Source organism: Staphylococcus lugdunensis, from assembly GCF_002901705.1.
Lineage (GTDB): Bacteria > Bacillota > Bacilli > Staphylococcales > Staphylococcaceae > Staphylococcus > Staphylococcus lugdunensis.
Window position 1 is genome coordinate 701348 of the sequence record NZ_PPPV01000012.1, and the last position, 24146, is coordinate 725493.

Sequence of the window (24146 nt, forward strand, 5' to 3'; positions counted from 1 at the left end):
ACGAAATTTACATAAATGCTACAATTGCTGATACACCAATATAAGACAATATCAAAAAGACAATGAGTGATACCCAAGTGAAAACTTGTTGAGATTTTTTAGATTGTAAAATCCCCCATGTCACTAAAAATGACCAAATACCGTTAGCAAAGTGAAAAACGACTGCCACGATACAAATCATATAAATAATTGCCCACAAAGGGTGTTGTAATGTCTGATGCATCATATCATAATTAACTTCTTTACCGAAAAATGCCTTTTGTAAGCGCGTTTGCCATAAATGTACGAAAATAAAAATAAACGTAATTACACCCGTTACGCGTTGTAATGCAAACATCCAGTTTCTAAATATTGAATAATGCCCAATATTTTCCTTTGCTGTAAATGCGATATGAATACCATACAAACCATGATATAAAATTGGGATATAAATAAATAGAAACTCAACGATAATTAAAAACGGCAATGATTCCATAAACATAGATGCTTTATTAAATGCTTCAGCACCTTGAGTAGCTTGATGGTTTACCATCAAATGCACTACTAAAAATGCCCCGATTGGAATAATACCTAATAACGAATGAACACGTCTTAAGTAAAATTCGTTTTTTGTATGAGCCAAAAGAACTCCCCCCTGAAGAAACAATAATTAAAATTAGCTAATTTAAATGATGTGATACCACTAAGACATCCTATTTCTTGCTAATTGAAAAATAAAAATTTTAAGTTTTCAAATTTTTTTAAATACAATTTGCAAGTATTATAAAATGAACTGGATGGTAGATTTAGCATTTGTGTATTTTTCAATTAAAACATTATCAGGAACACTTAAATGATAATGTTTATCAATTAGAAAACGCTTCCACAAATCTATAAAAAAATTAGCTGTTTGTTAACTATATTGTAACATTTTTTACAACACTTTGGGACATGAGAATGATTCTCACGTCCCAAAATCTTAATTTTTTAATTATTTAATGCTTCTTTCAAACTTTTAGCTACTTTTTCAGGAAGGCCACAATTTTGCAATTCTGGTAAAGTTGCTTCTTTCATTTTCTTGATAGAACCAAAAGTACGCAATAATTTAGTTTTTCTTTTGCTACCTATACCATCAACGGTATCAAGTATAGAACGCATGCCTTGTTTCTGCCGTGTTTGTCGATGGAAAGTAATGGCAAAGCGGTGCACTTCATCTTGAATACGCTGTAAGAGATAAAATGCTTGACTATTTTTCTTCATAGGTACCACTTCAGCTTCTGGCCCATAAAGCAGTTCAGAGGTCTGATGTTTATCGTTTTTACGCAAACCAGCTATTGGAATATCTAAGCCTAATTCATTTTCTAACACGTCTTTAACCCCTGACATGTGTCCTTTACCTCCATCTACAATAATAAGATCTGGTAAAGGAAGGCCTTCATTTAACACTCTTGTATATCGACGACGTACGACTTCTCTCATAGATTTATAATCATCTGGACCTTCTACTGTTTTTATTTTATATTTTCGATAGCCACGCTTATCTGGTTTACCATCAACAAATGACACCATAGCTGATACTGGATCAACACCTTGAATGTTTGAATTATCAAAAGCTTCAATACGTATTGGTGATTGAATGCCCATACGCTCACCTAACTCTTCAATTGCCTTCACAGTCCGTGATTCATCACGAGCAATTAATTCAAATTTATTATCAAGCGCTACCTCAGCATTATGATTTGCTAAATCAACCATTTCTTTTTTCGCTCCACGTGCCGGCTGCACAATTTTAGTATCAACGACAGAATGAATTAATTTAGCATCTAAGTGTTTTGGTATATGCACTTCTTTGGGCAATATATGTTGATTTAAACTATAAAACTGGCCAATAAAGGTATAAAATTCTTCTTCTTCCGTTTGTTGAATCGGAATCATAGTGGCATCCCGTTGAATCATATTACCTTGGCGAATAAAAAATACTTGAACACACATCCAGCCCTTAGACACGTGGTAACCAAACACATCACGAATCGTATTATCTGATGACATAATTTTTTGTTTCTTCGTTAAATTATGAATGTGTTGAATTAAATCTCTATATTCTTTAGCACGTTCAAAATCTAATTTTTCGCTTGCAGCCATCATTCTCTGTTCTAAATTTTGTAAAATGGTTTTATCTTCACCATTAAGAAAGTCAGATATCTCTTTTGTCATTTGGGCATATTGCTGTTGATCAACATCATAAACACATGGACCTAGACATTGACCAATATGGTAGTACAAACATAATTTATCTGGCATCGTATCACATTTTCTAAATGGATAAATACGGTCTAATAGCTTCTTGGTTTCTTGTGCTGAATAAGCGTTAGGGTATGGTCCAAAATATTTACCTGTCCCTTTTTTAACTGTACGTGTTACCAATAAACGAGGATACTTTTCTTTAGTGATTTTAATAAAAGGATAACTCTTATCATCCTTTAATAATATATTATAACGCGGTTGATATTGTTTAATTAAATTTAATTCTAATAGGAGGGATTCTGTTTCACTAGATGTTACGATATATTCAAAGTCACGTATTTCCCCAACTAAACGCGTTGTTTTAGCATCATGAGCCCCTGTAAAATACGAACGTAAACGATTGCGTAAACGTTTAGCTTTACCGACATAAATTACCTGTTGTTGGCGATCTTTCATCAAATAACACCCTGGTTCAATAGGTACAACACTTAATTTTTCACGAATAGCTTGCTGATAACTCAACGTATCACACTCCCCCTTTCTCGATTATTACACACAAAAAGAAGAGGCAATTACATCAGATGTAATGCCCCGTCCCCATTTCTGTGTGATTATAAATGTTTATCCAATACTTCTGCTAAATTTTCTTTTGGTTGGAAACCTACAACTTTATCTACAGGTTCTCCATCTTTAAATACAATTAAAGTAGGAATACTCATTACTTCAAATTTAGCAGCAGTTGATGGGTTTTCATCAACATCTAATTTTAAAATATCAGCTTTACCTTCATAATCTCCTGCTAATTCTTCTAATACTGGAGCAATCATTTTACAAGGTCCACACCATGTTGCCCAAAAGTCTACTAATTTAACGCCATCTTGAATATTTTCATCAAAGTTTGAATCCGTTACTTTTACGATTGCCATGACAGCCAATCCTCCTTAAATTTAAATGATGAGCAAATTATAACAGACAATATCATCTATTGCATTGCAATTGCTCACATTTTTCTTACATCACTCATATTAACCGCAATATATAGTTGAAGTAAAGTTTATTCTATCATTTTAGCAAATGAATAGTGATGATTATTTTAATTCTGCGACAGTTACACCAAAGCCACCTTCACTTGGCATACCACCCCTAAATGATTTTACACTTTTATGTCGTTTCAAATGTTGTTGAACACCTTTTTGTAAAGCGCCGGTGCCTTTGCCATGTATGATATAAACTTGTTCATAATTACTTAATACAGCTTGGTCTAAATATTGATCTAACTCAATTAACGCTTCTTCATAACGATATCCTCTTAAATCCAGTTCCGTTTTAATCGTTTGACGATGTTGGCGTTTAATCATTTTAGTCGGTTTTTCTTGTTTCTTTTTTGTTTTTTCCAAATCTTCAATCGGCAATTTCATTTTAATGATACCCATTTGAACTACCGCTTCATCATTTCCAACTAACTCTAACACTTCGCCCTTTTGTCCATATGATAAAACTTTAACTTCATCTCCGGCTACAATTTTATCGTATTTTTGCTTTTGAACTTGTTGTTTAATCGATTTCGCTTCATATTGATTATCAAGTTGCTTTTTCTTGTCTATCAATTCATGTTCCTTAACATCGGCCCCTTTTTGATCTCTTAGCGTTCGTAACTCTTTTAATATCTCATCTGCTTCTTTTGTAGCAGCTTTAACACGTTGATTTGCTTTATCTTTCGCATCTTCTATTAATTGTTTTTCGTATGCTTGAAATTGATTATATTGTTTTTCAAGATTATCGTGTGTTTGCTGTGCTTCTTTCAATAAATGGTCAAGTTCTATACGCTGCGTATCTACACGTTTCGCATTTTTTTCAAGCGATTCTATCATTAAATTGATTTCTTGCTCATCTGTACCAATCATGGTTTTTGCTTTATTTATAATTGATAAGTTAAGACCTAATTTTTTCGATATATCAAATGCATTTGATCGGCCAGGAACACCCATTAATAATTTGTATGTGGGACTCAATGTATCAACATCAAACTCGACACTAGCATTCATGACACCTTCGCGGTTATAGCTATACGCTTTAAGTTCTGGGTAGTGTGTCGTTGCCATGACTAGCGCGCCAAGCGCTCTTGTATAATCAAGAATACTCATTGCTAATGCAGCGCCTTCACTAGGATCTGTTCCTGCTCCTAACTCGTCAAACAGTATTAAACTATGCTTATCTGCTTGTTGTAATATAGCGACAATATTTTTCATATGTGATGAAAATGTAGATAATGATTGTTCTATAGACTGCTCATCTCCAATATCACAAAAGACATCATGAAACACGCTTAACTGACTACCGTCTAATGTGGGAATTAACAACCCTGATTGTGCCATAATTATAATTAATCCTAGTGTTTTAAGCGTGACTGTTTTCCCACCAGTATTTGGCCCCGTAATAATCACTGTTTCCACATCATCAGCAAATTCAATCGTATTTGCAACAACAGTTTCTTTATCTAACAATGGATGAAAGGCATTGGGTAAATAAATTGTACGCGCTTCATAAAATGTAGGCTTTGTTCCCTTTATTGCACTTGCATAACGTGCCTTAGCTGTTAAGAAATCCAAGTGACCCATAACTTCTTCAGCTACTAAACATTGTTCAGCTTGTTGCGCAACCATTGTTGTTAATATAGTTAAAATTCGTTCTCTTTCCACAGCCTCATCGTTGCGTAAGCGACTCACTTGATTGTTCATTTCTACAATAGATGATGGTTCAATATATAACGTTTGTCCAGATGCTGATTGGTCATGCACAATACCTTTAAAATCTTGGCGATATTCAGCTTTTACTGGTATAACATTACGTTCATTGCGCACAGTTACTATAGCATCCGATAGTTTCTTTTGATTAGATTGATTTTTAACAATACGATCTAGATTTTGTCTAATGCGTTGTGTCGTACTTGAAATTTTACTGCGAATGCCTTGTAATTCGTAACTCGCATGATCATATAAATCATGTGTATCACATTTATCATTAATTTCTTGAAATAAATCAGTTAATACAGGTAAGCGCATCATATTATCATACAGCAAAGGATAATAGACTTGTTGTTCATCATCTTCAAGCAATTGATTATAAAATGTTTTAAATTGGTTTTGAACTTGAATGAGCCTTTTTAACTGATTTAATTCTGTAACATTCAATACGCTACCAATCTTAGCGCGGTGAAGTAATGGAGAAACTTTTGATAATCCACTTAGACTTGGCATCCTATATTTATTATAAATTTGTGATATTTCATCAGTTTCATTCATTTGAAAAACAACAGTATCGTAATCAGTCGCAGGATGCAGTTGTAATACTTTCTCCCGCCCCAAGTCACTAATTGTCTCATTAGCGATGAGTGCTTTAATTTTATTAAATTCTAAGACATCTAACGTTTTCTGTCTCATCAAATCCCTCTATTTCTTCATTTTAATATTGTTTGCAATGAATTTTTTAAAGTCTTCTCGCGATAAGGTATTGATGACTCTATCTTTAGTAACAAATCCTTTTTGCGCTGTTGCTACACCATATTTCATAAATTCCAAATGATCTGTATGGTGTGCATCAGTATTTATCGTCAACTTAACATTCGGATATTTTTTAACAATATCTGCATTTAAATCCAGTCGCTTTGGATTAGCATTGATTTCTAAAATTGTTTGAGTTTCTTCAGCAAGTTGCATTAATTGTTCAATATTAGGTTGATATCCTGGACGCTTCCCAATAATGCGCCCCGTTGGATGAGCAATGTGTCGTACATATGGATTTCGACATGCATGTTCTAGACGTTTCATGATATCTGCTTCAGATTGGTTAAAGCTTTGGTGTATCGCAGCAATAACATAGTCTAATTGTGCTAAAACATCATCATCATAATCCAGTGAACCATCTGGCAAAATATCCATTTCTGTGCCTGAATAAATATCAATTTCTTGATATTCTTGATTCAATTTTTTAATTTCTTCATTTTGTCGTAATAAACGTTCTACTTGCAGACCGTTGGCAACTTTTAGGCTTTGAGAATGGTCAGTAATAACCATAAAACGATATCCTTTAGCAATGTTAGCCTCAACCATATGTCGAATAGAAAATGCGCCATCACTATAAGTCGTATGCATATGGATATCACCATTGATATCATCTAAGGTAATAATATCACTTAAATCTCTTTCAAATTCACTGCCGTCTTCACGCATCGCCGGTGCAATCCAATTCACGTTAAAGTGTTTATAAATATCAGTTTCATTATTATATTGAATCAGTTGTCCATCTGACGTTTCAATTCCATATTCACTTACTTTTTCTCCCTGCGCTTTAGCAAGTTGTCGAATGCGAATATTATGTTCTTTTGAGCCAGTAAAATGTTGTAATGTATGATAAAATGCTGCTGGTTCAATGAGTCTAAAATCTACACCAATTGTTTCATCATCATATTCTATTTCTAAAGAGATTTTTGTTTGTCCCACAGCCACTTCTTTTGCTTTGTTGGGAATATTTAATAATTGCGCTTGAACTTTGTCAGGCTCCGTCGTACTTATGATGAAATCTAAATCTTTACTCATTTCTTTATAGCGACGAAAACTCCCAGCTGATGAATAATTATCGATAGCAGTCAGCGTCTTAATATAAGCGACAATTTGCTCGTTCAAACCTCGCATCTGATCAATAGGATACCGTTCTTTTTTAGCACCTAACGCTTTGACAGCCTCTAAAATATTAGTTTCTGTTTTTTTAGCGAATCCTTTTAACTGACTTACTTGACCAGCTTCACATGCACGTTGCAAACTTTCTTTATCTTCAATGCGCAACTCTTGATATAGCTTTGCGATTTTCTTGCTACCTAAACCTTGAATTTTCAACAGTGGAATCAGACCTTCAGGCACACGTTTTTTCAGATCAGATAAGACCTCTGACTCACCAGTTTGACGATATTCACTAATCACTTCGCCGACACCTTTACCAATTCCTTTTAGCTCCGTCACATCATCAATTTCTTCTAAAGGGCGTTCATCCATTTCCAAACTTTGCGCCGCTTTGCGATAAGCTGACACTTTAAAGGTATTTTCTCCATTCAACTCCATATAAGTAGCAATTTGCTCTAATAATTTAATAACATCTTTCTTTGTCATACCGTCACCTCATAAAAAGAAGACCAGGAAAAGAAATCCTGACCTTTATCAGATTTTATAAATTTAAAATATATGCTGAAACGATTGGTGTATGTAATAAAATTGCTTTACTAAGCCATGAATGAGCTAAACTCATCTGAACCCATTCATTAGGATAAAGCGCCAGCATATAAAGTAGAATTTGCACAGATATCAAGGCTGATAGCAATCCAAACAAGGCCCCTAACCAGCGACTCCAATTATATAATTTTTTGTACGTTACTATATTATCAAATGACACTACAAGAAGATACAAAATAATCTTGCTCAATATAGCAACTAGTGCAAAAGCTACAATTGCATCAAAGCGTTGCTGAACTTGACTAAAAGGCACAGCGTAAGTCATATCATAAGCTACAGTTTTCGGGAACGGTAAAAAAACTAATAATCTTTGTGCAATACCTTGATAATTGTTATGTGCAATCCACAAGGCAACCATCGTCGTCATAACGTGTAAACAATTTAACCACCATCCACGGCGATATCCCATAAGCATGACATAACCTACAAATAATAATACAATTAAATCTAGTATCATATTATAGCTCTCTACGTCTAAATTGATTCACTTCTTCTTGGAGGCGACGATTTTCTTCTTCTAATAGTACCTTTTCGTGCATAATATTGACGGCCGTTAATACAGACTTTCGTGTTGTATCAAGACCAGAAGTTTTTAGCGCCTTGATTCTCTCATCTACTAAATGAGCGACATAACGAATATGCTCAGGACTGTCTTCACCAACAATAGTATAATGTTGATCATTAATCGTTACATTAATTCTGTTTTTAAATTCACTCATAATTATGTCTCCTGACCTTTTTTATAAACTTCAGTTCTATTACATTTTTTCATCAGCTAGTTTCTATGTAATGTTATATTAAGTACATTATACATGACAGCATCTAAATTTGTAAGCCCATCCATCTGATTCAGTAAGTTATAGTGTTATACTAGAATATTACTACATCATTAATTTCATGATATGATATTGCTGGTTAATATTTTTTAAAGAAAGGATTTCTGACATCTATGGCAAATGTCGTCCAAAAACTAACAAACGAAGCAATAGAGCAGCTGTTAAATCAAATTGACTTTGAACAGCATAACTTACCACAAGGGATGCGTGCACGCACTAATTATAAACAGACAACCATTAATATCTATAACTCTGGCAAAGTCATGTTTCAAGGTAAACAAGCTGAAAATATTGCTCGAGAATTACTTCCAAATTATCACGATGCTGCCATGGCAGCAACAACTTCAAAGCAATCATCAACTCATACACTTCAATATGACAAATATGATTGTATTGGTAGCGATGAAGCCGGAAGTGGAGATTATTTTGGTCCTTTAACCGTATGTGCTGCTTATGTCACTCAATCACATGTTGCTATTTTAAAAACATTAGGTGTCGATGACTCAAAAAAACTAACTGATACTAAAATTATTGACTTGGCGGAGCAGTTAGTGACATTTATTCCACATTCATTGCTAACATTAGATAATATTAAATATAATGAGCGCCAAGCTTTAGGCTGGTCTCAAGTAAAAATGAAAGCCGTTCTTCATAATGAAGCTATTAAAAATGTTACTCAAAAAATTCATCCAGACAACATCGATTATATTGTGATTGACCAATTCGCTCAGCGTGAAGTTTATCAACATTATGCCTTAAGTGCATTACCATTTCCAGAAAAAACAAAATTTGAAACAAAAGGAGAGTCAAAATCTCTAGCAATTGCAGCTGCCAGTATTATCTCTCGCTATGCATTTGTCAAATATATGGATCAACTCGCTCGCAAAATGCATTGCGAAATTCCTAAAGGTGCTGGTAATAAGGTTGATTTAGTTGCTGCTAAAATCATTGATAAGAGTGGAATTAACAAATTAGATAGTATTTCTAAAAAACATTTTAAAAACCGAAAAAAAGCACTGAAATTAGTAGAAAGAAAGCAAAATTAGTAAGCAATAACAATTTAAGACATAAATGTAATAGATTAAAATTGAAACGCCAAAATCTTTTTATTGGATATGGTTTCCACCATATTAATTGAAACTATTAAAATTAAAGTCTCTAGTGGTAACATCTATTGCTTCAAGTTATCGCTTATATAAGGCACCTCGTTCATTTCATTTAGTGAAGTCGACTAAACAATGTGAAAGTGCCTTATTTTTTAAACCATTTAACGGTAAAATTACATGTTAATACGTAGTATTTATGGCGAGACTCCTGAGGGAACAGGACAAGCTGAAGACAGGTGCCCCAACAGATAGGCTTTCGAAAAGAAAGCCAACGGACAAAGCAATTTGGAGTGGGGCCCCCAACACAAAGAAATGCATCAAGCATTTCCGCGAACAAAGCAAGTTGGGGTGGCTGAGACGGCACCCTAGGAAAGCGAAGCCAGTAAGTATTGTCAATAAAATAGCCAGTAAATGAGTTTTTGTAAGCTCATTTACTGGCTATTTTTTCTAGGATTTGTGTCCCAGTCTGTCTCTTTTCGCCAAATTATCTTATTACAGCGCCTTGTGCTTGTAAAGCTGCTAAAATTTTATCATGTACTTTTGTGACACGTTCATCTGTTAATGTATTTTCTGTATCTAAATAATTCAAGCGAATCGCAATAGATTTCTTACCTTCACCTAAATGTTCCCCTTCGTAAACATCAAATACTGATGAATCTTGAAGAATATCATCACCATTACTATGGATTGTTTCTAACAACACTGATGCTGGAACATCACTTGTGACCTCTAAGGCAATATCCCTAGTCACTCCAGGGAATTTAGGGATTGGTTGATAGTTAATGTAGCCAACTGCTACTTCCATTATAGTATGATAGTTTAATTCAAATACGTATGTGCGATTTAAATCATTCTCCGCAGCTAATTGTGGATGCAATTCGCCAATAAAACCAATATCTTTACCTTGTAAAGATATGATTGCTGTTCTACCAGGATGTAACCCACTAATTTCACCGGCTTTATAACTGAACTCGAGATTTAACTTTTCCGCGACACGATCTACAACGCCTTTGGCAATATAGAAGTCAACGGCTTCTTTTTTATTTTGCCATGTATTAACTACATACTCACCAGTTAATATGCCGCTCAAATATTCTACCTCCTCTGGTAATTCACCTTCATCATTACCAAAGAAAACGCGTCCTATTTCATACAATTTGACATCTTTATTTTTACGCGCCACATTATATGCAACTGCTTCGATTAAATGTGGTAATAAGCTTTGACGTAAAGTGGAATGCGCTTCACTCATAGGCATTAATAAGCTAATTGTTGGACGTGTTTGTAAAGCAAAATCTTTCGCATGATCTTTTGAAACAAGTGAATACGTAATTGCTTGGTCTAAACCAGCACCTTCTAATGTTTCTTTTACTATACGCGTTTTATGCTGACGATCTGTTAATTCGCCATTTGTGACATCTTCAAAAACGGGCATTGTTGATGGGATGTTGTCGTATCCGTATATCCGTGCAACTTCTTCAATCAAATCTTCTTTAATCGTAATATCTTTACGGCGTGATGGTACATTGACTGTTAATTCGTCACCATTTTGTTGTGTTTTAAAGCCTAATTGTTCAAAAATAGCTTTTATTTCACCACAAGATAAGTTAAATCCAACTGTTTTGTTTACTTTTTCAGCAGTGATTTTAATTGGTGTCACAAATGAACCTAAATTACCCGCAGACACTCGGCCTTGTAATACGTTACCATCTGCATATGTTTGAAGTAAGTAACATGCTCTATCAACAGCTTCATCGACAAATTCAGTTGCAATACCTTTTTCAAAGCGACTAGAAGCTTCACTACGCAAGTTTAAACGACGAGATGTATGACGAATAGAAACCGGATCAAAGATAGCGCCTTCTACTACAACATTTGTTGTTGTTGCTGTAACTTCAGAAAAATCTCCACCCATGACGCCTGCTAAAGCGATTGGTTCTTTGCTATTTGAAATAACAATGTCACTATTTACTAAGGTACGCTCTGTATTATCTAAGGTAGTCATAGTTTCATTTTCATTTGCTTGGCGCACAATTATTTCTTTAGAGCCAATGTGATCTTGGTCAAACATGTGTAATGGTTGACCGTATTCTAATAAGACATAATTAGAAATATCTACAACGTTATTGATTGGACGAATACCTGCTTTAATTAAGCGCATCTGCATCCAAATTGGAGATGGGGCTATTGTCACATTTTTAACTATTCTTGCACTGTAGTATGGCACTTTTTCAGGATTATCAATAGATACTGATAACTCATTTGATGTGGATTCAGAAATTTCATCACTTTGTGTATGAGGTTTCGTCATTTTAGTTTTATATAGCGCTGCTACTTCATATGCAGTACCAATCATGCTTAATGCATCAGCTCGATTCGGTGTTAAATCAAATTCCATCACTTGGTCATTTAAGTAAAGTGCTGTTAAAGCGTCAGTCCCAGGTTCAATTGGTTCAGTAAAAACGAAAATACCATTTTCATATGCTTTTGGAACAACATTACTGGAAATACCAATTTCTTGTAATGAACAAATCATTCCTTCCGAACGTTCACCACGTAACTTAGCGCGTTTAATTTTAATGCCACCAGGTAAGCGTCCACCAACTTTAGCGACGATAACGTGTTGTCCCGCTTCGACATTAGGTGCGCCACATACAATCTGCACAGCTTCTTCTTCACCAATATCTACTTGACAAATATTTAATTTGTCTGCATCAGGATGTTTCTCCTTAGATTGGATATATCCTACAACTAAGTTCTTAATATCTTTGGTATAGTCGATTATGTCATCTACTTCAATACCTGTGCGAGTAATACGCTCTGCTAAATCTTCAATAGCTACACCTGCATCAACATAATCTTTTAACCATTCATTTGAAATCAACATTACAATTCACCTCTATCTTCTACAGCTTTAAATTGATCAAGGAATCGTACATCATTAGTATAGAAATGACGAATATCTTCAATACCATATTTTAACATCGCGATACGATCTGGCCCCATACCAAAGGCAAAGCCAGAATATACATTTGAATCAAATCCAGCCATTTCAAGTACGTTTGGATGCACCATACCAGCACCTAAAATTTCAATCCAGCCTGTATGTTTACATACGTTACAGCCTTTACCTTTACATTTAAAACAAGATACATCAACTTCAACGGATGGTTCTGTGAATGGGAAGTAACTAGGGCGAAGACGAATTTCACGTTCTGCCCCAAATAACTTTTTAGCCAATAATTCTAATGTGCCTTTTAAGTCACTCATTTTAATATGTTTATCAACGACTAACCCTTCTATTTGAGTAAATTGATGACTATGTGTTGCGTCATCTGAGTCACGTCGATATACTTTACCAGGACAAATAATTTTTACTGGGCCTACACCATTACGTTTTTCCATCGTCCGTGCTTGAACTGGAGATGTATGAGTGCGCATTAAAATATCATCTGTAATGTAGAAACTATCTTGCATATCACGCGCAGGATGTGACTTAGGTAAGTTTAATGCTTCAAAATTATAATAATCTTGTTCAACTTCATAACCGTCAACAATTTCATAACCTAAACCTAAAAATAAGTCTTCAATTTCTTCAATCGTTCTTGTTAAAGGATGTTTAGAACCTATGTTGATTTTACGACTTGGTAATGTAACATCAATCGTTTCTTCAGCAAGTTGTTGGTTCAATTTTTCATGTTTTAATAATGCTTGTTTTTCTTCTAATTCATTTTGAATGGTTTGTCTTAATTCATTTACCTTTTGACCATAGGCAGGTTTTTCTTCATTAGGTAAATCTTTCATATTTTTCATTAGAGCACTAACTGAACCTTTTTTACCTAAATATTTAACTTTTACATCTTGTAATTCGCGTTCATTTTGAGCTTCATTAATATCAACTAATGCTTGTTGTTTTAATTCTGCCATTGAATCCATCTGAGTCATATAAATGACACCTCACACTTTTTATTTTTAAACTTAGTTTTCGAGCATAAAAAAAGACTTACCTCCCTATATCTTGGGACGAAAGTCTTCCGTGGTACCACCCAAATTTATGTCATTATAAAATAAGACGCTAAGCCTTACTTTATTTTACATACACTTGTTCTGCATTGTTAACGAAGATACGCGCTCCGACTTAAATCTCTTTAAGTAACCAAAAAGATGAAAGTAACTAATCGAAATTGGAATAAGTTTCAGTCACGCTTATTCTCCCTGCACAATTCGTTCTACTAGTTAAGGTCTTTTTATTGGTTTATCATTCAATTTTATGAGTACTTGTCATCACTATACTTTATTATATACATCTAAGTATAGCCGATTTTAAACAAACGGGTCAACCTTTCAAGTGGTAAAGTAAAATACTTCCAGCAATTGCAACATTTAAACTTTCTGCTTTGCCATAAATTGGAATAATTAAATTTTTCGTCGTATGTTCTAACAACGCGTTATTTACTCCATCCCCTTCATTACCAAGTAGCAGTGCAAATGTTTCTTGGGGTTCAAGATTTTTATATGACACAGCATTTTCTAGTGCAGTACCAAATACAGGACCTTCGAACTGCTTTATAAACCCTTGTAAGTCTGCAGTCACCACAGGTATATGGAAGACACTACCTTGACTAGCTCTAAGCACTTTATCCTGATACGCATCTGCTGTTCCCTTTTCCATAACAATAAGGTCTATACCGGCAGCATCTGCTGAACGAATTAATGTTCCTAAATTGCCAGGATCTTGAATGCGGTCAATGAGTAATACTTGTTTTGCATGTGTTACATCATAGTTTGGCTTTTCAATTACTGCAAAGAATCCTTGAGGTGTAATTGTACCTGATAATGCTTCTGCCACTTTCATATTAATTTGAAATGTTTCTTCTGAATAATCTATCAATGCTTGTTCTGTTCGCTCTGGTTCAATAATAAATAATTGTTTAATCGTCAGATTACTTTGATAAGCTTCTTCAATTAAATGAATACCTTCAATGAGTGCTTGTCCCGTTTTATCACGTTCACGTTTCTTTTTAAGTTTATTTGCATTTTTAATCTTACTATTTTGTGCAGATGTAATTTGTTCCATTAAAACTCTCCAATTTTATGTAATTATGGTTGTTATATGCTTCGTCCTATATATTAGCACAACGTTGATGAACATTCAGTTACATTAATATAAAGATTGTCATTTCAATCGTATCAAATTATTTTTAAACTACGTAGTGTGATTCTGCAGTCCATTCTTGTAATGTATTTATAAAAACACATAAAGAAACCCAATGATTTGTTGTCATCATTGGGTTTCTTTATTATTCATATTATTTTAGCACTATGCTAAAATTATTTGCTAACAACTTCTTCACCATTGTATGAACCACAATTTTTACATACACGGTGAGATAATTTGTATTCGCCACAACTTGGGCATTCAGTCATACCAGGCACTGAAATTTTGAAGTGTGTACGACGTTTGTTTTTTCTCGTTTTAGACGTTCTTCTTTTTGGTACTGCCATGATTTATCCTCCTTAATATTAAAGCCAGTTAATTCTAAATGTCAGATTAGTTCCTAATTATACTATAACAAGACGTAATCTGCTATTACTCTTTATCATATAATTGTTGTAATTTCTGAAGCCTAGGATCAACTTGCATTGTTTCCGAAGATTTATCTTCATCACCCTTTGCAAGTTCAATCAATTGATCTTCGTCAATAACTTCCCAGCCGTTACCTTCTGTTAACATCTGATTGCTGTTATCAGAATATGCACGCATGGGTTTCTCAATTATGACTAGCTCTTCCGCAATATCTTTAATGTTTATCATACCATCAGTGGCTAGATGATAATGTTCATCAAGCTCACTTTCATCGGCATAATCATTATATCCCTCTAAATCAAATACTTCCGAAGTTGTCACATCTAGTGGCACTTCAACTGGTTCCAATGTACGTGCACATGGCATCGTATATGTCCCAGTTACATGCATATCTGCAATCACTTCATTCGACTTAACATTAAGTTGACCTTCTACATGAATCTCAGACAAATCAATAAGACCTAGCGATTCCTTTAAGTGATCAAATTTCGCTGTTTCATTAAATTCAAAGGGCTGACCTTGATATTTTCTTAATTGTGTTATTGACCATTTCATATGGCTTCACCTCTAACAAGCACAAAATTTATTTTAACTTTCTCTACAAGAGTTGTCAAGATTTTTTCTTAACATCAAAGTATCTGTTACAATACTTATGATGAATACTGAAAGGACGAATTGCAAATGAAAAGTGTTGGACTTATAACGGAATATAACCCATTTCATAATGGTCACTTGTATCATGCCCGACAATCAAAAAAACTGTCCAATGCCGATGTCACCATTGCATTGATGAGCGGACAATTTGTAATGCGTGGCGAACCAGCAATATTCAATAAGTTTATTCGTGCCGAGATGGCCTTAGAAGGCGTCGATTTAGTTGTTGAACTTCCTATAATTGGCAGTCTATCTTCATCAGATTACTTTGCCAAATACGGTATATTGCTTGCCGATTATCTAGGCATAGATACGATTTCATTTGGTAGTGAAAGTGCCAATATTGAGGCGTTGACTAAAATAGCTCAAGATATTCAACAATTTGAAACAAATCCAAAGTATAGGGCTCAAATCAATAGCGGTAAAAGTTACCCACGTGTTTTAAGTGACCATTTTAATCAACATCACATTTTACAAACTCCAAATAATATTTTAGGACTTAGTTATTTAAAAGCTATTCATAATTTTGCACCAAACATTAATGCTATGACGATTGAACGCTTAGGTACATATCATCATCAATCATCAATTAATCACCAAACATTGGCAAGTGGTAGTGCAATTCGTCACGCTTTAAATTCAAATGACGCACTTTGGAAACAAGTTGTACCAAATCACATGTGGCATCTTTATGAGCAGCCACAAATGACAAAAGAAGCATTGTTTCCTTATATTCAATATGCTTTAATTACACAATCATCGGAAGACTTAGCACAAATATACACAATCAATGAAGGCTTAGAACATCGTTTACAATCATTGATAACTAAAGCAAACAATTTAGATAGTTTCATAACCCTCGTTAAAACGAAACGCTATACATACACGCACATTCAACGTGCCTTAATGAACATCGTACTCAATATACGCCAACAAGATGTTCCTACTAATATAAAAGCAGCTCGTATTTTAGGCATGACTAACAAGGGTCAACAATATTTGAAGTATCTAAAAGCACAATTTCCAGAGCGAAATTATATCACAAATATAACAAAGAAAACTGCGCCCTTTTTCACGCAAGAAATTAAAGCTACGCAACTTTATAATTTATGTACCCATAGTACTCAAAATGATTTTAACACGCCTGTTATTCGAAAATAATAACGCTATACCGATGACAACCCCTTTTGAAAGCTCGTTAAATAGTACTTTCAGAAGGGGTTGTTTACATATTATTTAAATTTTTCTTTCAATGCAGTTGCTACGTTAGGTGGTACAAAATCACTTATATTTGCTTTATATTGTGCTACTTCCTTAACAACACTTGAACTAATGAAGGAATAATTTGTACTTGTCATCATGTACATCGTTTCAACATCACTATTAAGCTTTTTGTTCATAGATGTTAATCGCAATTCATATTCAAAATCACTAACCGCACGTAAGCCTCTAATAATTGTTTTAGCACCTATTTGATCACAAAAATCAACAAGTAATCCATCAAAATGATGGACCTGAACATTAGATAAATGTTTTACAGACTCCTCAATAAGTTCAATGCGTTCATTTACCGTAAATGTGCCAGCTTTATTACTATTTTTCAACACACAAACATGTAATTCATCAAATCGTCCCGCACTACGTTCAATAATATCTAAATGTCCGTACGTGATTGGATCAAAACTTCCTGGAATAACTGCCTTTGTCTTACCCATTTTTATCTCCTTTTTCTAACAGCAACGTGTCTGTTAAACCATAATGATAGCGTTTAAGCTCTTTGAATGATTGTATAGCAATATCTTCTTGATGACTAAACTCACAGATGATGATACCACTTTCTTTTAACAAATTAAATGTTTCAATTTGAATTAAAGCTTTATCTATAAGTCCTTTATTGTATGGCGGATCTAAAAAGATATAATCAAATTGAATATCCCTTTTATTTAAAGCTTTTAATGCTCTATCTGCATTATTTTTGTATACTTCAGCTTGTTCTGTTAAGTCTAATTGTTGTAAATTCGCTTGAATTACTTTGATTGCTTTAAAATTCTGATCAACAAAGATTACTTTATCCATTCCACGTGACAAACCTTCAATACCAAGCGCACCACTTCCAGCAAATAAATCTAGTCCAAGTCCACTTACATTGTGAAGACTATTAAAAATGCCTTCTTTAACTTTATCCATTGTTGGTCTCGTGTTTCGACCTTCTAAACTTTCAAGTGCTTTACTTTTATGTTTACCAGCTATCACGCGCATGTTAATACACTTCCATTTCATCTTGTGTTTTACTATAATTTGATTAAAAAAGGAGAATTACTTAACTAATGAAACAATCATTTATCGTTCTTGGAGAAGGGTTGACTGACCTGTTTGAATTTTTAACACTGATAGATTATGACCATGCTCGTGTAGATAAAATAATGTACTTCCACACGCCAGAATCTGAAAAGCAACGATCATCTATAGCACTCGTTATGCAACCTACTGAAGGCCATCATTTTCAAGCTATGTATATCATGCTTAATGCGATGTCTTATCCTTATCCAGAAAGTAACAAAAAGTTTCAGATGATTAATGAGAAAGCTGAACAATATAATATTCAAACGATTGGTGTTGATGTTCAGCCTATCGAAGCCTTTCACGATTTAGACCTATACTTTAAATATCTAATCAGCATTTTGCGTTTACAAAATTGGATACCACCACTCCAATGATATTTAAACTATTGAATTAAAGCGTTTCGTGCTTTTCTTTTTCATATGTTTTCTTTAAGTATTTATATGGCGAAGCATCAATGTGCCGAACGTATTTCATTTGCATCAGCTTATGCACAATTACATCTGCATCAACTTCATTAATATAAATAATGACATATCTTTCTTGCTTATTTGTATGAACAATATGTCCGTATTTTCGCAGCTGTCGCTCATGTTTAATGTGTTTTAAATAAACAGTCAAACTCGTTCTAGGTATTAAGTTCATTGTTTGTCATCACTCCATTTATTTATGCATTCATTATCATATCATGTCTTAATATTTTAGAAAATAACTTCGTCCTAATACGAAATAAAGTACCTTTACTGTTACCTAATATATAAATTTGATACGCTTATATTAATACCTTTGAGGAGGCACCATATATGTCAATAAAAAATAAACGTTTAATAAACTGGGGATTAGCTGGAATAGGTATTATGAGTGGCCTATTATTCTATAAACGACAACAATCCCAACAACAGCCAAAGACGATTCCACCATTCTTCCAAGGACGTTCACCTTATATTTTTGCACATCGAGGTGGCATGGCCGTAAGACCAGAGCAAACTCAACTTGCATTTGACCATGCTGTATCTTTTGATGTAGATGGTTTCGAAACAGACGTACGCCTTACTAAAGATGAAAAACTCATTGTTTTTCATGATGCTACAGTTGATCGCACCACAAATGGTTCAGGTAAAGTAAGCGAACATACTGTAGCTGAATTAAAAAAATTGGATGCGGGTTATCATTTTACAGATATAAATGGAACCACACCTTATCGTGGTCATGAGAAAACAGCTATTCTAACATTTGATGAATTACTAAAATTATATCCAAACATGCGAATTAACGTTGATTTAAAAGATCATCCAGGGAGCTATGAAGAATCTATTGCACCACAAAAGATGTTTGACGATATTTTAAATAATCAAGCGCAAGACCGTGTATTAGTTACAAGCTTCTATAGTGAACAAATTGACAGGTTCAATAAAATAGCGCAAAATTCAGTTGCAATTGGCGCTAGTCAAAAGGAAGTCGCAGAAGGATTTTTGAAGTTCTTAAGTGGCACTGCACGTAGCTTTCACCCAAAAGCAAATACTTTCCAAATGCCAACACATTTCAAAGGCATACCATTAACTTCTCGTCGCTTTATCCAGTGGTTAAATACCCTTAATATTGTACCGGGATATTACGGTATTAATAGCATTGATATGATGCATGATTTATATTTAAAAGGTGTACACACACTGGTAACAGATTGGCCTGATCTTGGAAAACAATTTAAGGATTCATTAACGATGAAATAAAATATCGTGAAAAACCTTCAAATGTTTGACTGCTATAGTCTCACTTGAAGGTTTTTACTATATATGTTAATTATAATCTAATTCTACTTATAACGAGCACTTGCATGAACCTCCTGATGCACAACCATGCTCATCCGTTTGGAAAAAGGGATTTCCTGCCTCAATTTTCACATTTGCATATACTGCATGTGCGATTTTGCTTATAAGTTCATCTATTAAATTTTGTAACTTAACTTCCTTAACTTTATAGTCCATCACAACCGGAAGCATTTCATAAGCACGTTTGCGACGCCGTGTTTCTAACATTATAGTTTGATAGTCAGGATGGTATCGGCCAAAACGCATGACTTCATCATACATATGTTTATGTTTTAAGAAAGCTTCATACATGAGATGTGCTTCATCATCACGATTTAGCTTTAATTGAGCCTCTTTAAACTGATAATATATTTCTGAATCAGTAACCATATCTGATAACTTTTCGATTTCATCTAAAATATAACCCATTTCTTCTGTGTACATCTTTGGCTTACCTCCTTTATTTATCTTCCACAAAAATAAGTGAGTAGTAATTTTTCATAACTTCTCCACCCATTTCATTGTATTTTTTATTCAATAATCTTGAGCGATGTATATCCGAATTCATCCAACTATGGATGAGTGTTGGGACATCATCAAAATCATAACCAACATTTTGACTTGTCGTTTTAAATTCAATATTTTGATTCTCTAATTGATTTCGTAACGTATCTTCAGTAAATGCTACACTATCAGAATCTGTAGCATCATATAAGTTAATTGCGGCGATATGGGCAATATCATTATTAACACGCATCGGTTTAATTCCTTTTAGTTTACGTATTTCATTAGTTATTTCATAAAGTGTCATAAGCTGATTTGGGTTTTGCTCAAAAGGAATATCTGCAGAATGCTTGATGCGAGACTGCGATGATTGTTCATCATCTTCTAAACGATAAGGTTTAAAAAGTGCAAGTGCCTCTTTATCTAAATAACGTATTCCCATAATATCATTCGTTTGTTGATCAACATAAACTTGAGCATAATTTTCACCATATTTTATCAATGTTTGAGTTTTCAAATCTTCATCTGATAATTCAAAGTGATATGTCCTATTATTAACTTTAAATGTTGGATCAGGGTTAATACTCGTATTCTCAAAAATTCTAGCTGCACTATCATTAATTTTTAAAGGGGCAACATTGGCATTTTCACCCGTAGCATAAACCGATTTAATACGCTTATCTCTAACTAATACAACATAATAAGCATCTTGTTGTTTAAAAACATAGTTTTTATAATGATCACTATATCGATATGACCGATCTGCCTGTCCAAACTTTTTAGTTAAATAAGAGATGTCTTTTCCTATCCAAGTGCCAATTCCTTCTTTAGGCTTAGGATTTCCATCATCTTTTTGATTGTTTTGATGTGCACTTTGATCTGAACGACTCGTATTAGTAGATTTATTTGGATTTTCTAATACATCAAATTGTAATCGAGGTGAATAAAATAAATATATTAAAAATGTTACTAACAGCACGACACCTAATATTTTCAATAATAATTTGATTATCTTTCACCTCTTACTTAATAATATATTATAAAAATTGATACTTTAGACTACAAAACATTTTATATAAGGACTTCGGCTTTTATTGTACTTTAATTTAATCGTAATATTCAATTAAGTAGATAAAAAACTGGTAAAACAACAAGTTTCACCAGTTAATAGAGCCCCTATAGCCCAGTTGTATTGAGATTATAATCCTAACGTTGCCTTAATTACCGACGTCGTCTCCCCGCCTGGATATAATACATAAAGTAGTATATACACCGTAACACCTGTAATAGCTGTCAAAAACCAAATAACAGATGCTGTAGGACCAATTTTTCTATGAATATTAAATTTATCCTTAAAAGCAGTAATAATCTGTACTAAACCACCAATACCACCTAATGTAGCTAGGTTTATGTGGAAAAATAAAAAACCTTTATAAAATGGTCGCAATGAATCGGGACCACCAAAGTCCGTATTACCTATAAACACAGTACGTGTTGCATAAATAATAAAGAACGTTAATGCGAATACAGCAGCCCATAACATTGTTTTCTTATGAGCATTTACATGCCTATGCCAAATTTGCCACCAACCGATGGCAATTAAAATGGCACTAATTACAATACAACTCGTACTAATCGTAGGTAGAATAGGTACATTCATAAATTTCATCCTTGCCTTCAGTATTTTATATCATTTTAATTAATGAAACTACAACAACCATTACGAAAAATACTACTAAATAATTGAGCGAGTATATAAACATTTTTGTAGCCCATTTTGTTTGGTCTGTATCCTTTTTAAATGTTGTCAAACCAATGAAAAGCCATCCTAAATTTAATAAAGTAGCTAACACAATAAATGTAGTACCTAAATTAGTGAAGAAGAATGGTAAAGGCAATAAACAAACAAGCCAAAAGAACATGCTAACACGCGTTCTTTTGATACCTTTAACGGATGGTAACATTGGAATGTTGGCTAATGCATATTCATCCTTTCTTTTAATTGCTAAAGCGTAAAAATGAATTGGTTGCCAACAAAATACCACTAAAAATAGTCCGAAAGCAGCAAGACTTAATTGTCCGTCAATAGCTGCCCATCCAATTAATGGAGGTACTGCACCAGGAAAACTACCTACTACAGTATTCCACGTTGTATGACGTTTAGACCAAATAGAATAAAATGATACATAACCAACTATACCTACAAGACCTAGCACACCAGTTGGAATATTTAATAAAAATAAACAAGCTTCCCCCACTAACATCATTCCGAAGCTTAATAGCATTAAGTTTCTATCTGAAATTCTATCATTAACGGTCGGTCGGTTTTGTTTACTTGGCATAATACAATCTATATCTTGATCGTAGTAGTTGTTTATTGCACAAGCGCCCCCCATAATCAAAGTCGACCCTATTATCATTAATATAATTTGTGGAATCGATGATAGGAAGGAATGGCTAGTCATAACGACTGCAAGCCAAGCACCCGCAAATGCAGGAATCAAATTACCTTGAACAAGACCCATTTTAATTATTTGTTGTAATTCTTTGAAAGAAACGCGACTTGAAGTGTGTGATAAAGTCTGTTCTTTATTCATATGCCCCCTCCTTAAAATTTCCATATAGTACTATGATATATTAAATATAGTAAATTGACCAGTTGAATAAAAAATTATTTGTGACACTTTATCGACATTCAAAAACTCTCTTTTTGAAAACACTATGAATGATGTATAATTGAAATAATGGCTAGAATAGAAATATGGACATTAAATTATAGTCATCCGAGGTATAATTTAGGCTAACTATTATTTAATGATGGGGTGTATAAAATTGTTTAAACAAAAAAACCTTAAATGGTTATCCGTACTAGCTGCCATAATTATGGGGTTTGTACAATTAGGTGGGGCTTTAGTAACAAAAACTGGTTCTGAAGATGGTTGTGGTGCTTCATGGCCACTATGTCACGGTGCTTTATTACCAGAAAATTTACCAATCACAACGATTATTGAATTAAGTCACCGAGCAATGTCAGGTTTATCTTTAATCATTGTTTTATGGCTTGTTATTACAGCATGGAAAAATATTGGTTATATCAAAGAAGTGAAGCCACTATGTATTATCAGTGTCGCTTTTTTACTTGTACAAGCATTAGTGGGCGCAGCAGCCGTTATTTGGCAACAAAATTCTTATGTTTTAGCATTACACTTTGGTATTTCTTTAATTAGTTTCTCATCTGTTTTTGTCTTAATGTTGATTGTTTTTGAAGTAGACCAAAAATACGAAGCTGATGAATTATATATCAAAAAACCACTAAGAACATTAACTTGGATTATGACGATTATCGTTTATCTTACAATTTATACTGGTGCTTTAGTACGTCATACCAAAGCAAGTCTAGCTTATGGAGCGTGGCCAGTTCCATTCGATTATATTATGCCACATGGTGAACAAGAATGGGTACAATTTGTTCATAGAGGTATGGCATTGATTGCTTTTACATGGATTTTAATTACCTTTATTCATGCCGTTAAGAATTATTCAGAAAATAGAACGGTTCGTTATGGTTACACTGCAGCATTTATACTTATTATTTTACAAGTTGTGACTGGTGCACTTTCAATCATTACACACGTTAATTTAATTATAGCTTTATTCCACGCATTGTTTATTACAATACTGTTTGGTATGATTGCATACTTTATTATGTTAATGCTTCGAACAATTCGCAGCTCACATTTATAATTTTAAATAAGGGTCTGGGACATTAAGTTCTTAAACAATGTAAAAAAGACAATTTCTATTAA

The 24146-nt window shown here is 33.8% G+C and carries 24 protein-coding genes; 5 read left to right on the forward strand and 19 right to left on the reverse strand.

Annotated elements, in window-relative coordinates:
• Positions 1 to 7 precede the first annotated feature (7 nt).
• The 7 genes from sdhC to zapA all read right to left on the reverse strand — a co-directional run bounded on the left by sdhC (position 8) and on the right by zapA (position 8224).
• Positions 8 to 622, reverse strand: a complete 615-nt coding sequence (gene sdhC / locus CD041_RS04060; protein ID WP_002478339.1) for a succinate dehydrogenase, cytochrome b556 subunit — start codon at positions 620 to 622, stop codon at positions 8 to 10.
• Positions 623 to 966: 344 nt separating this feature from the next.
• Positions 967 to 2745, reverse strand: a complete 1779-nt coding sequence (gene uvrC, locus CD041_RS04065) for an excinuclease ABC subunit UvrC (RefSeq protein ID WP_002478340.1) — start codon at positions 2743 to 2745, stop codon at positions 967 to 969.
• Positions 2746 to 2834: 89 nt separating this feature from the next.
• Positions 2835 to 3149 (reverse strand): thioredoxin, encoded by a 315-nt coding sequence (trxA, locus tag CD041_RS04070; protein WP_002459379.1) that lies wholly within the window; start codon positions 3147 to 3149, stop codon positions 2835 to 2837.
• Positions 3150 to 3311: 162 nt separating this feature from the next.
• Positions 3312 to 5663, reverse strand: a complete 2352-nt coding sequence (locus CD041_RS04075) for an endonuclease MutS2 (protein WP_070648669.1) — start codon at positions 5661 to 5663, stop codon at positions 3312 to 3314.
• 9 nt (positions 5664 to 5672) lie between these two features.
• Positions 5673 to 7385 carry a DNA polymerase/3'-5' exonuclease PolX gene (gene polX / locus CD041_RS04080; protein WP_070648671.1) on the reverse strand — a complete coding sequence of 571 codons (1713 nt, stop codon included), beginning with the start codon at positions 7383 to 7385 and terminating at the stop codon, positions 5673 to 5675.
• 55 nt (positions 7386 to 7440) lie between these two features.
• The gene (locus CD041_RS04085) at positions 7441 to 7962 is read right to left on the reverse strand and encodes a CvpA family protein (protein ID WP_002478343.1); all 522 of its coding nucleotides are present in this window, start codon (positions 7960 to 7962) and stop codon (positions 7441 to 7443) included.
• Between the two features lies 1 nt (position 7963).
• A complete protein-coding gene (gene zapA, locus CD041_RS04090) occupies positions 7964 to 8224 on the reverse strand; it encodes a cell division protein ZapA (protein WP_002459383.1) in 261 nt (86 codons plus the stop codon).
• Between the two features lie 230 nt (positions 8225 to 8454).
• Here zapA and rnhC point away from each other — a divergent pair, with 230 nt between their 5' ends.
• Entirely contained in the window at positions 8455 to 9387 is a 933-nt protein-coding gene (gene rnhC, locus CD041_RS04095; protein WP_070648675.1) for a ribonuclease HIII, read from the forward strand.
• A 544-nt stretch (positions 9388 to 9931) separates the two neighbouring features.
• On the opposite strand, the gene pheT is transcribed toward rnhC, so the two are convergent.
• From pheT to CD041_RS04125, 5 genes are all read right to left on the reverse strand, one after another.
• Complete coding sequence (gene pheT, locus CD041_RS04100) at positions 9932 to 12334, reverse strand: phenylalanine--tRNA ligase subunit beta (RefSeq protein WP_070647967.1); 2403 nt, start codon at positions 12332 to 12334, stop codon at positions 9932 to 9934.
• Complete coding sequence (gene pheS, locus CD041_RS04105) at positions 12334 to 13392, reverse strand: phenylalanine--tRNA ligase subunit alpha (protein WP_002459387.1); 1059 nt, start codon at positions 13390 to 13392, stop codon at positions 12334 to 12336. Before pheS ends, pheT begins: the two co-directional genes overlap by 1 nt.
• Positions 13393 to 13783: 391 nt before the next feature.
• Positions 13784 to 14524 (reverse strand): TrmH family RNA methyltransferase, encoded by a 741-nt coding sequence (locus tag CD041_RS04110; protein WP_002478346.1) that lies wholly within the window; start codon positions 14522 to 14524, stop codon positions 13784 to 13786.
• Positions 14525 to 14778: 254 nt separating this feature from the next.
• A complete protein-coding gene (gene rpmF / locus CD041_RS04115) occupies positions 14779 to 14952 on the reverse strand; it encodes a 50S ribosomal protein L32 (RefSeq protein ID WP_002435373.1) in 174 nt (57 codons plus the stop codon).
• Positions 14953 to 15037: 85 nt separating this feature from the next.
• Complete coding sequence (locus tag CD041_RS04125; protein ID WP_002459389.1) at positions 15038 to 15589, reverse strand: YceD family protein; 552 nt, start codon at positions 15587 to 15589, stop codon at positions 15038 to 15040.
• 126 nt (positions 15590 to 15715) lie between these two features.
• On the opposite strand from CD041_RS04125, the gene CD041_RS04130 reads away from it, so the two are divergent.
• Positions 15716 to 16849 carry a nucleotidyltransferase gene (locus CD041_RS04130; RefSeq protein WP_070647966.1) on the forward strand — a complete coding sequence of 378 codons (1134 nt, stop codon included), beginning with the start codon at positions 15716 to 15718 and terminating at the stop codon, positions 16847 to 16849.
• Positions 16850 to 16920: 71 nt separating this feature from the next.
• On the opposite strand, the gene coaD is transcribed toward CD041_RS04130, so the two are convergent.
• Together coaD and rsmD are read right to left on the reverse strand one after the other, a co-directional pair.
• Positions 16921 to 17403 (reverse strand): pantetheine-phosphate adenylyltransferase, encoded by a 483-nt coding sequence (coaD, locus tag CD041_RS04135; protein WP_002459391.1) that lies wholly within the window; start codon positions 17401 to 17403, stop codon positions 16921 to 16923.
• Positions 17396 to 17947 carry a 16S rRNA (guanine(966)-N(2))-methyltransferase RsmD gene (rsmD, locus tag CD041_RS04140; RefSeq protein WP_002478348.1) on the reverse strand — a complete coding sequence of 184 codons (552 nt, stop codon included), beginning with the start codon at positions 17945 to 17947 and terminating at the stop codon, positions 17396 to 17398. The genes coaD and rsmD overlap by 8 nt, the downstream gene beginning before the upstream one ends.
• 68 nt (positions 17948 to 18015) lie before the next feature.
• Between rsmD and CD041_RS04145 the strand changes: the two genes are divergently transcribed.
• Entirely contained in the window at positions 18016 to 18405 is a 390-nt protein-coding gene (locus tag CD041_RS04145; protein ID WP_002478349.1) for a DUF7147 family protein, read from the forward strand.
• A gap of 16 nt (positions 18406 to 18421) precedes the next feature.
• Here CD041_RS04145 and CD041_RS04150 read toward each other — a convergent pair whose 3' ends face one another.
• Complete coding sequence (locus CD041_RS04150) at positions 18422 to 18673, reverse strand: YlbG family protein (protein ID WP_002459394.1); 252 nt, start codon at positions 18671 to 18673, stop codon at positions 18422 to 18424.
• Between the two features lie 158 nt (positions 18674 to 18831).
• Here CD041_RS04150 and CD041_RS04155 point away from each other — a divergent pair, with 158 nt between their 5' ends.
• A complete protein-coding gene (locus tag CD041_RS04155; protein ID WP_080606594.1) occupies positions 18832 to 19758 on the forward strand; it encodes a lysophosphatidylglycerol phospholipase D in 927 nt (308 codons plus the stop codon).
• A gap of 87 nt (positions 19759 to 19845) precedes the next feature.
• Here CD041_RS04155 and CD041_RS04160 read toward each other — a convergent pair whose 3' ends face one another.
• The 4 genes from CD041_RS04160 to cyoE form a co-directional block, all read right to left on the reverse strand.
• Positions 19846 to 20280: a YlbF/YmcA family competence regulator gene (locus tag CD041_RS04160; protein WP_080606595.1), complete on the reverse strand. Its 435-nt coding sequence runs from the start codon at positions 20278 to 20280 to the stop codon at positions 19846 to 19848.
• A gap of 16 nt (positions 20281 to 20296) precedes the next feature.
• A complete protein-coding gene (locus CD041_RS04165; protein ID WP_070647964.1) occupies positions 20297 to 21352 on the reverse strand; it encodes a CAP-associated domain-containing protein in 1056 nt (351 codons plus the stop codon).
• A 186-nt stretch (positions 21353 to 21538) separates the two neighbouring features.
• A complete protein-coding gene (locus CD041_RS04170; protein WP_002478353.1) occupies positions 21539 to 22000 on the reverse strand; it encodes a DUF420 domain-containing protein in 462 nt (153 codons plus the stop codon).
• A gap of 25 nt (positions 22001 to 22025) precedes the next feature.
• On the reverse strand, positions 22026 to 22937 hold the full coding sequence (gene cyoE, locus CD041_RS04175) for a heme o synthase (RefSeq protein WP_012990880.1): 912 nt from the start codon (positions 22935 to 22937) through the stop codon (positions 22026 to 22028).
• Between the two features lie 235 nt (positions 22938 to 23172).
• Between cyoE and CD041_RS04180 the strand changes: the two genes are divergently transcribed.
• Entirely contained in the window at positions 23173 to 24084 is a 912-nt protein-coding gene (locus CD041_RS04180) for a COX15/CtaA family protein (protein WP_080606597.1), read from the forward strand.
• Positions 24085 to 24146 lie beyond the last annotated feature (62 nt).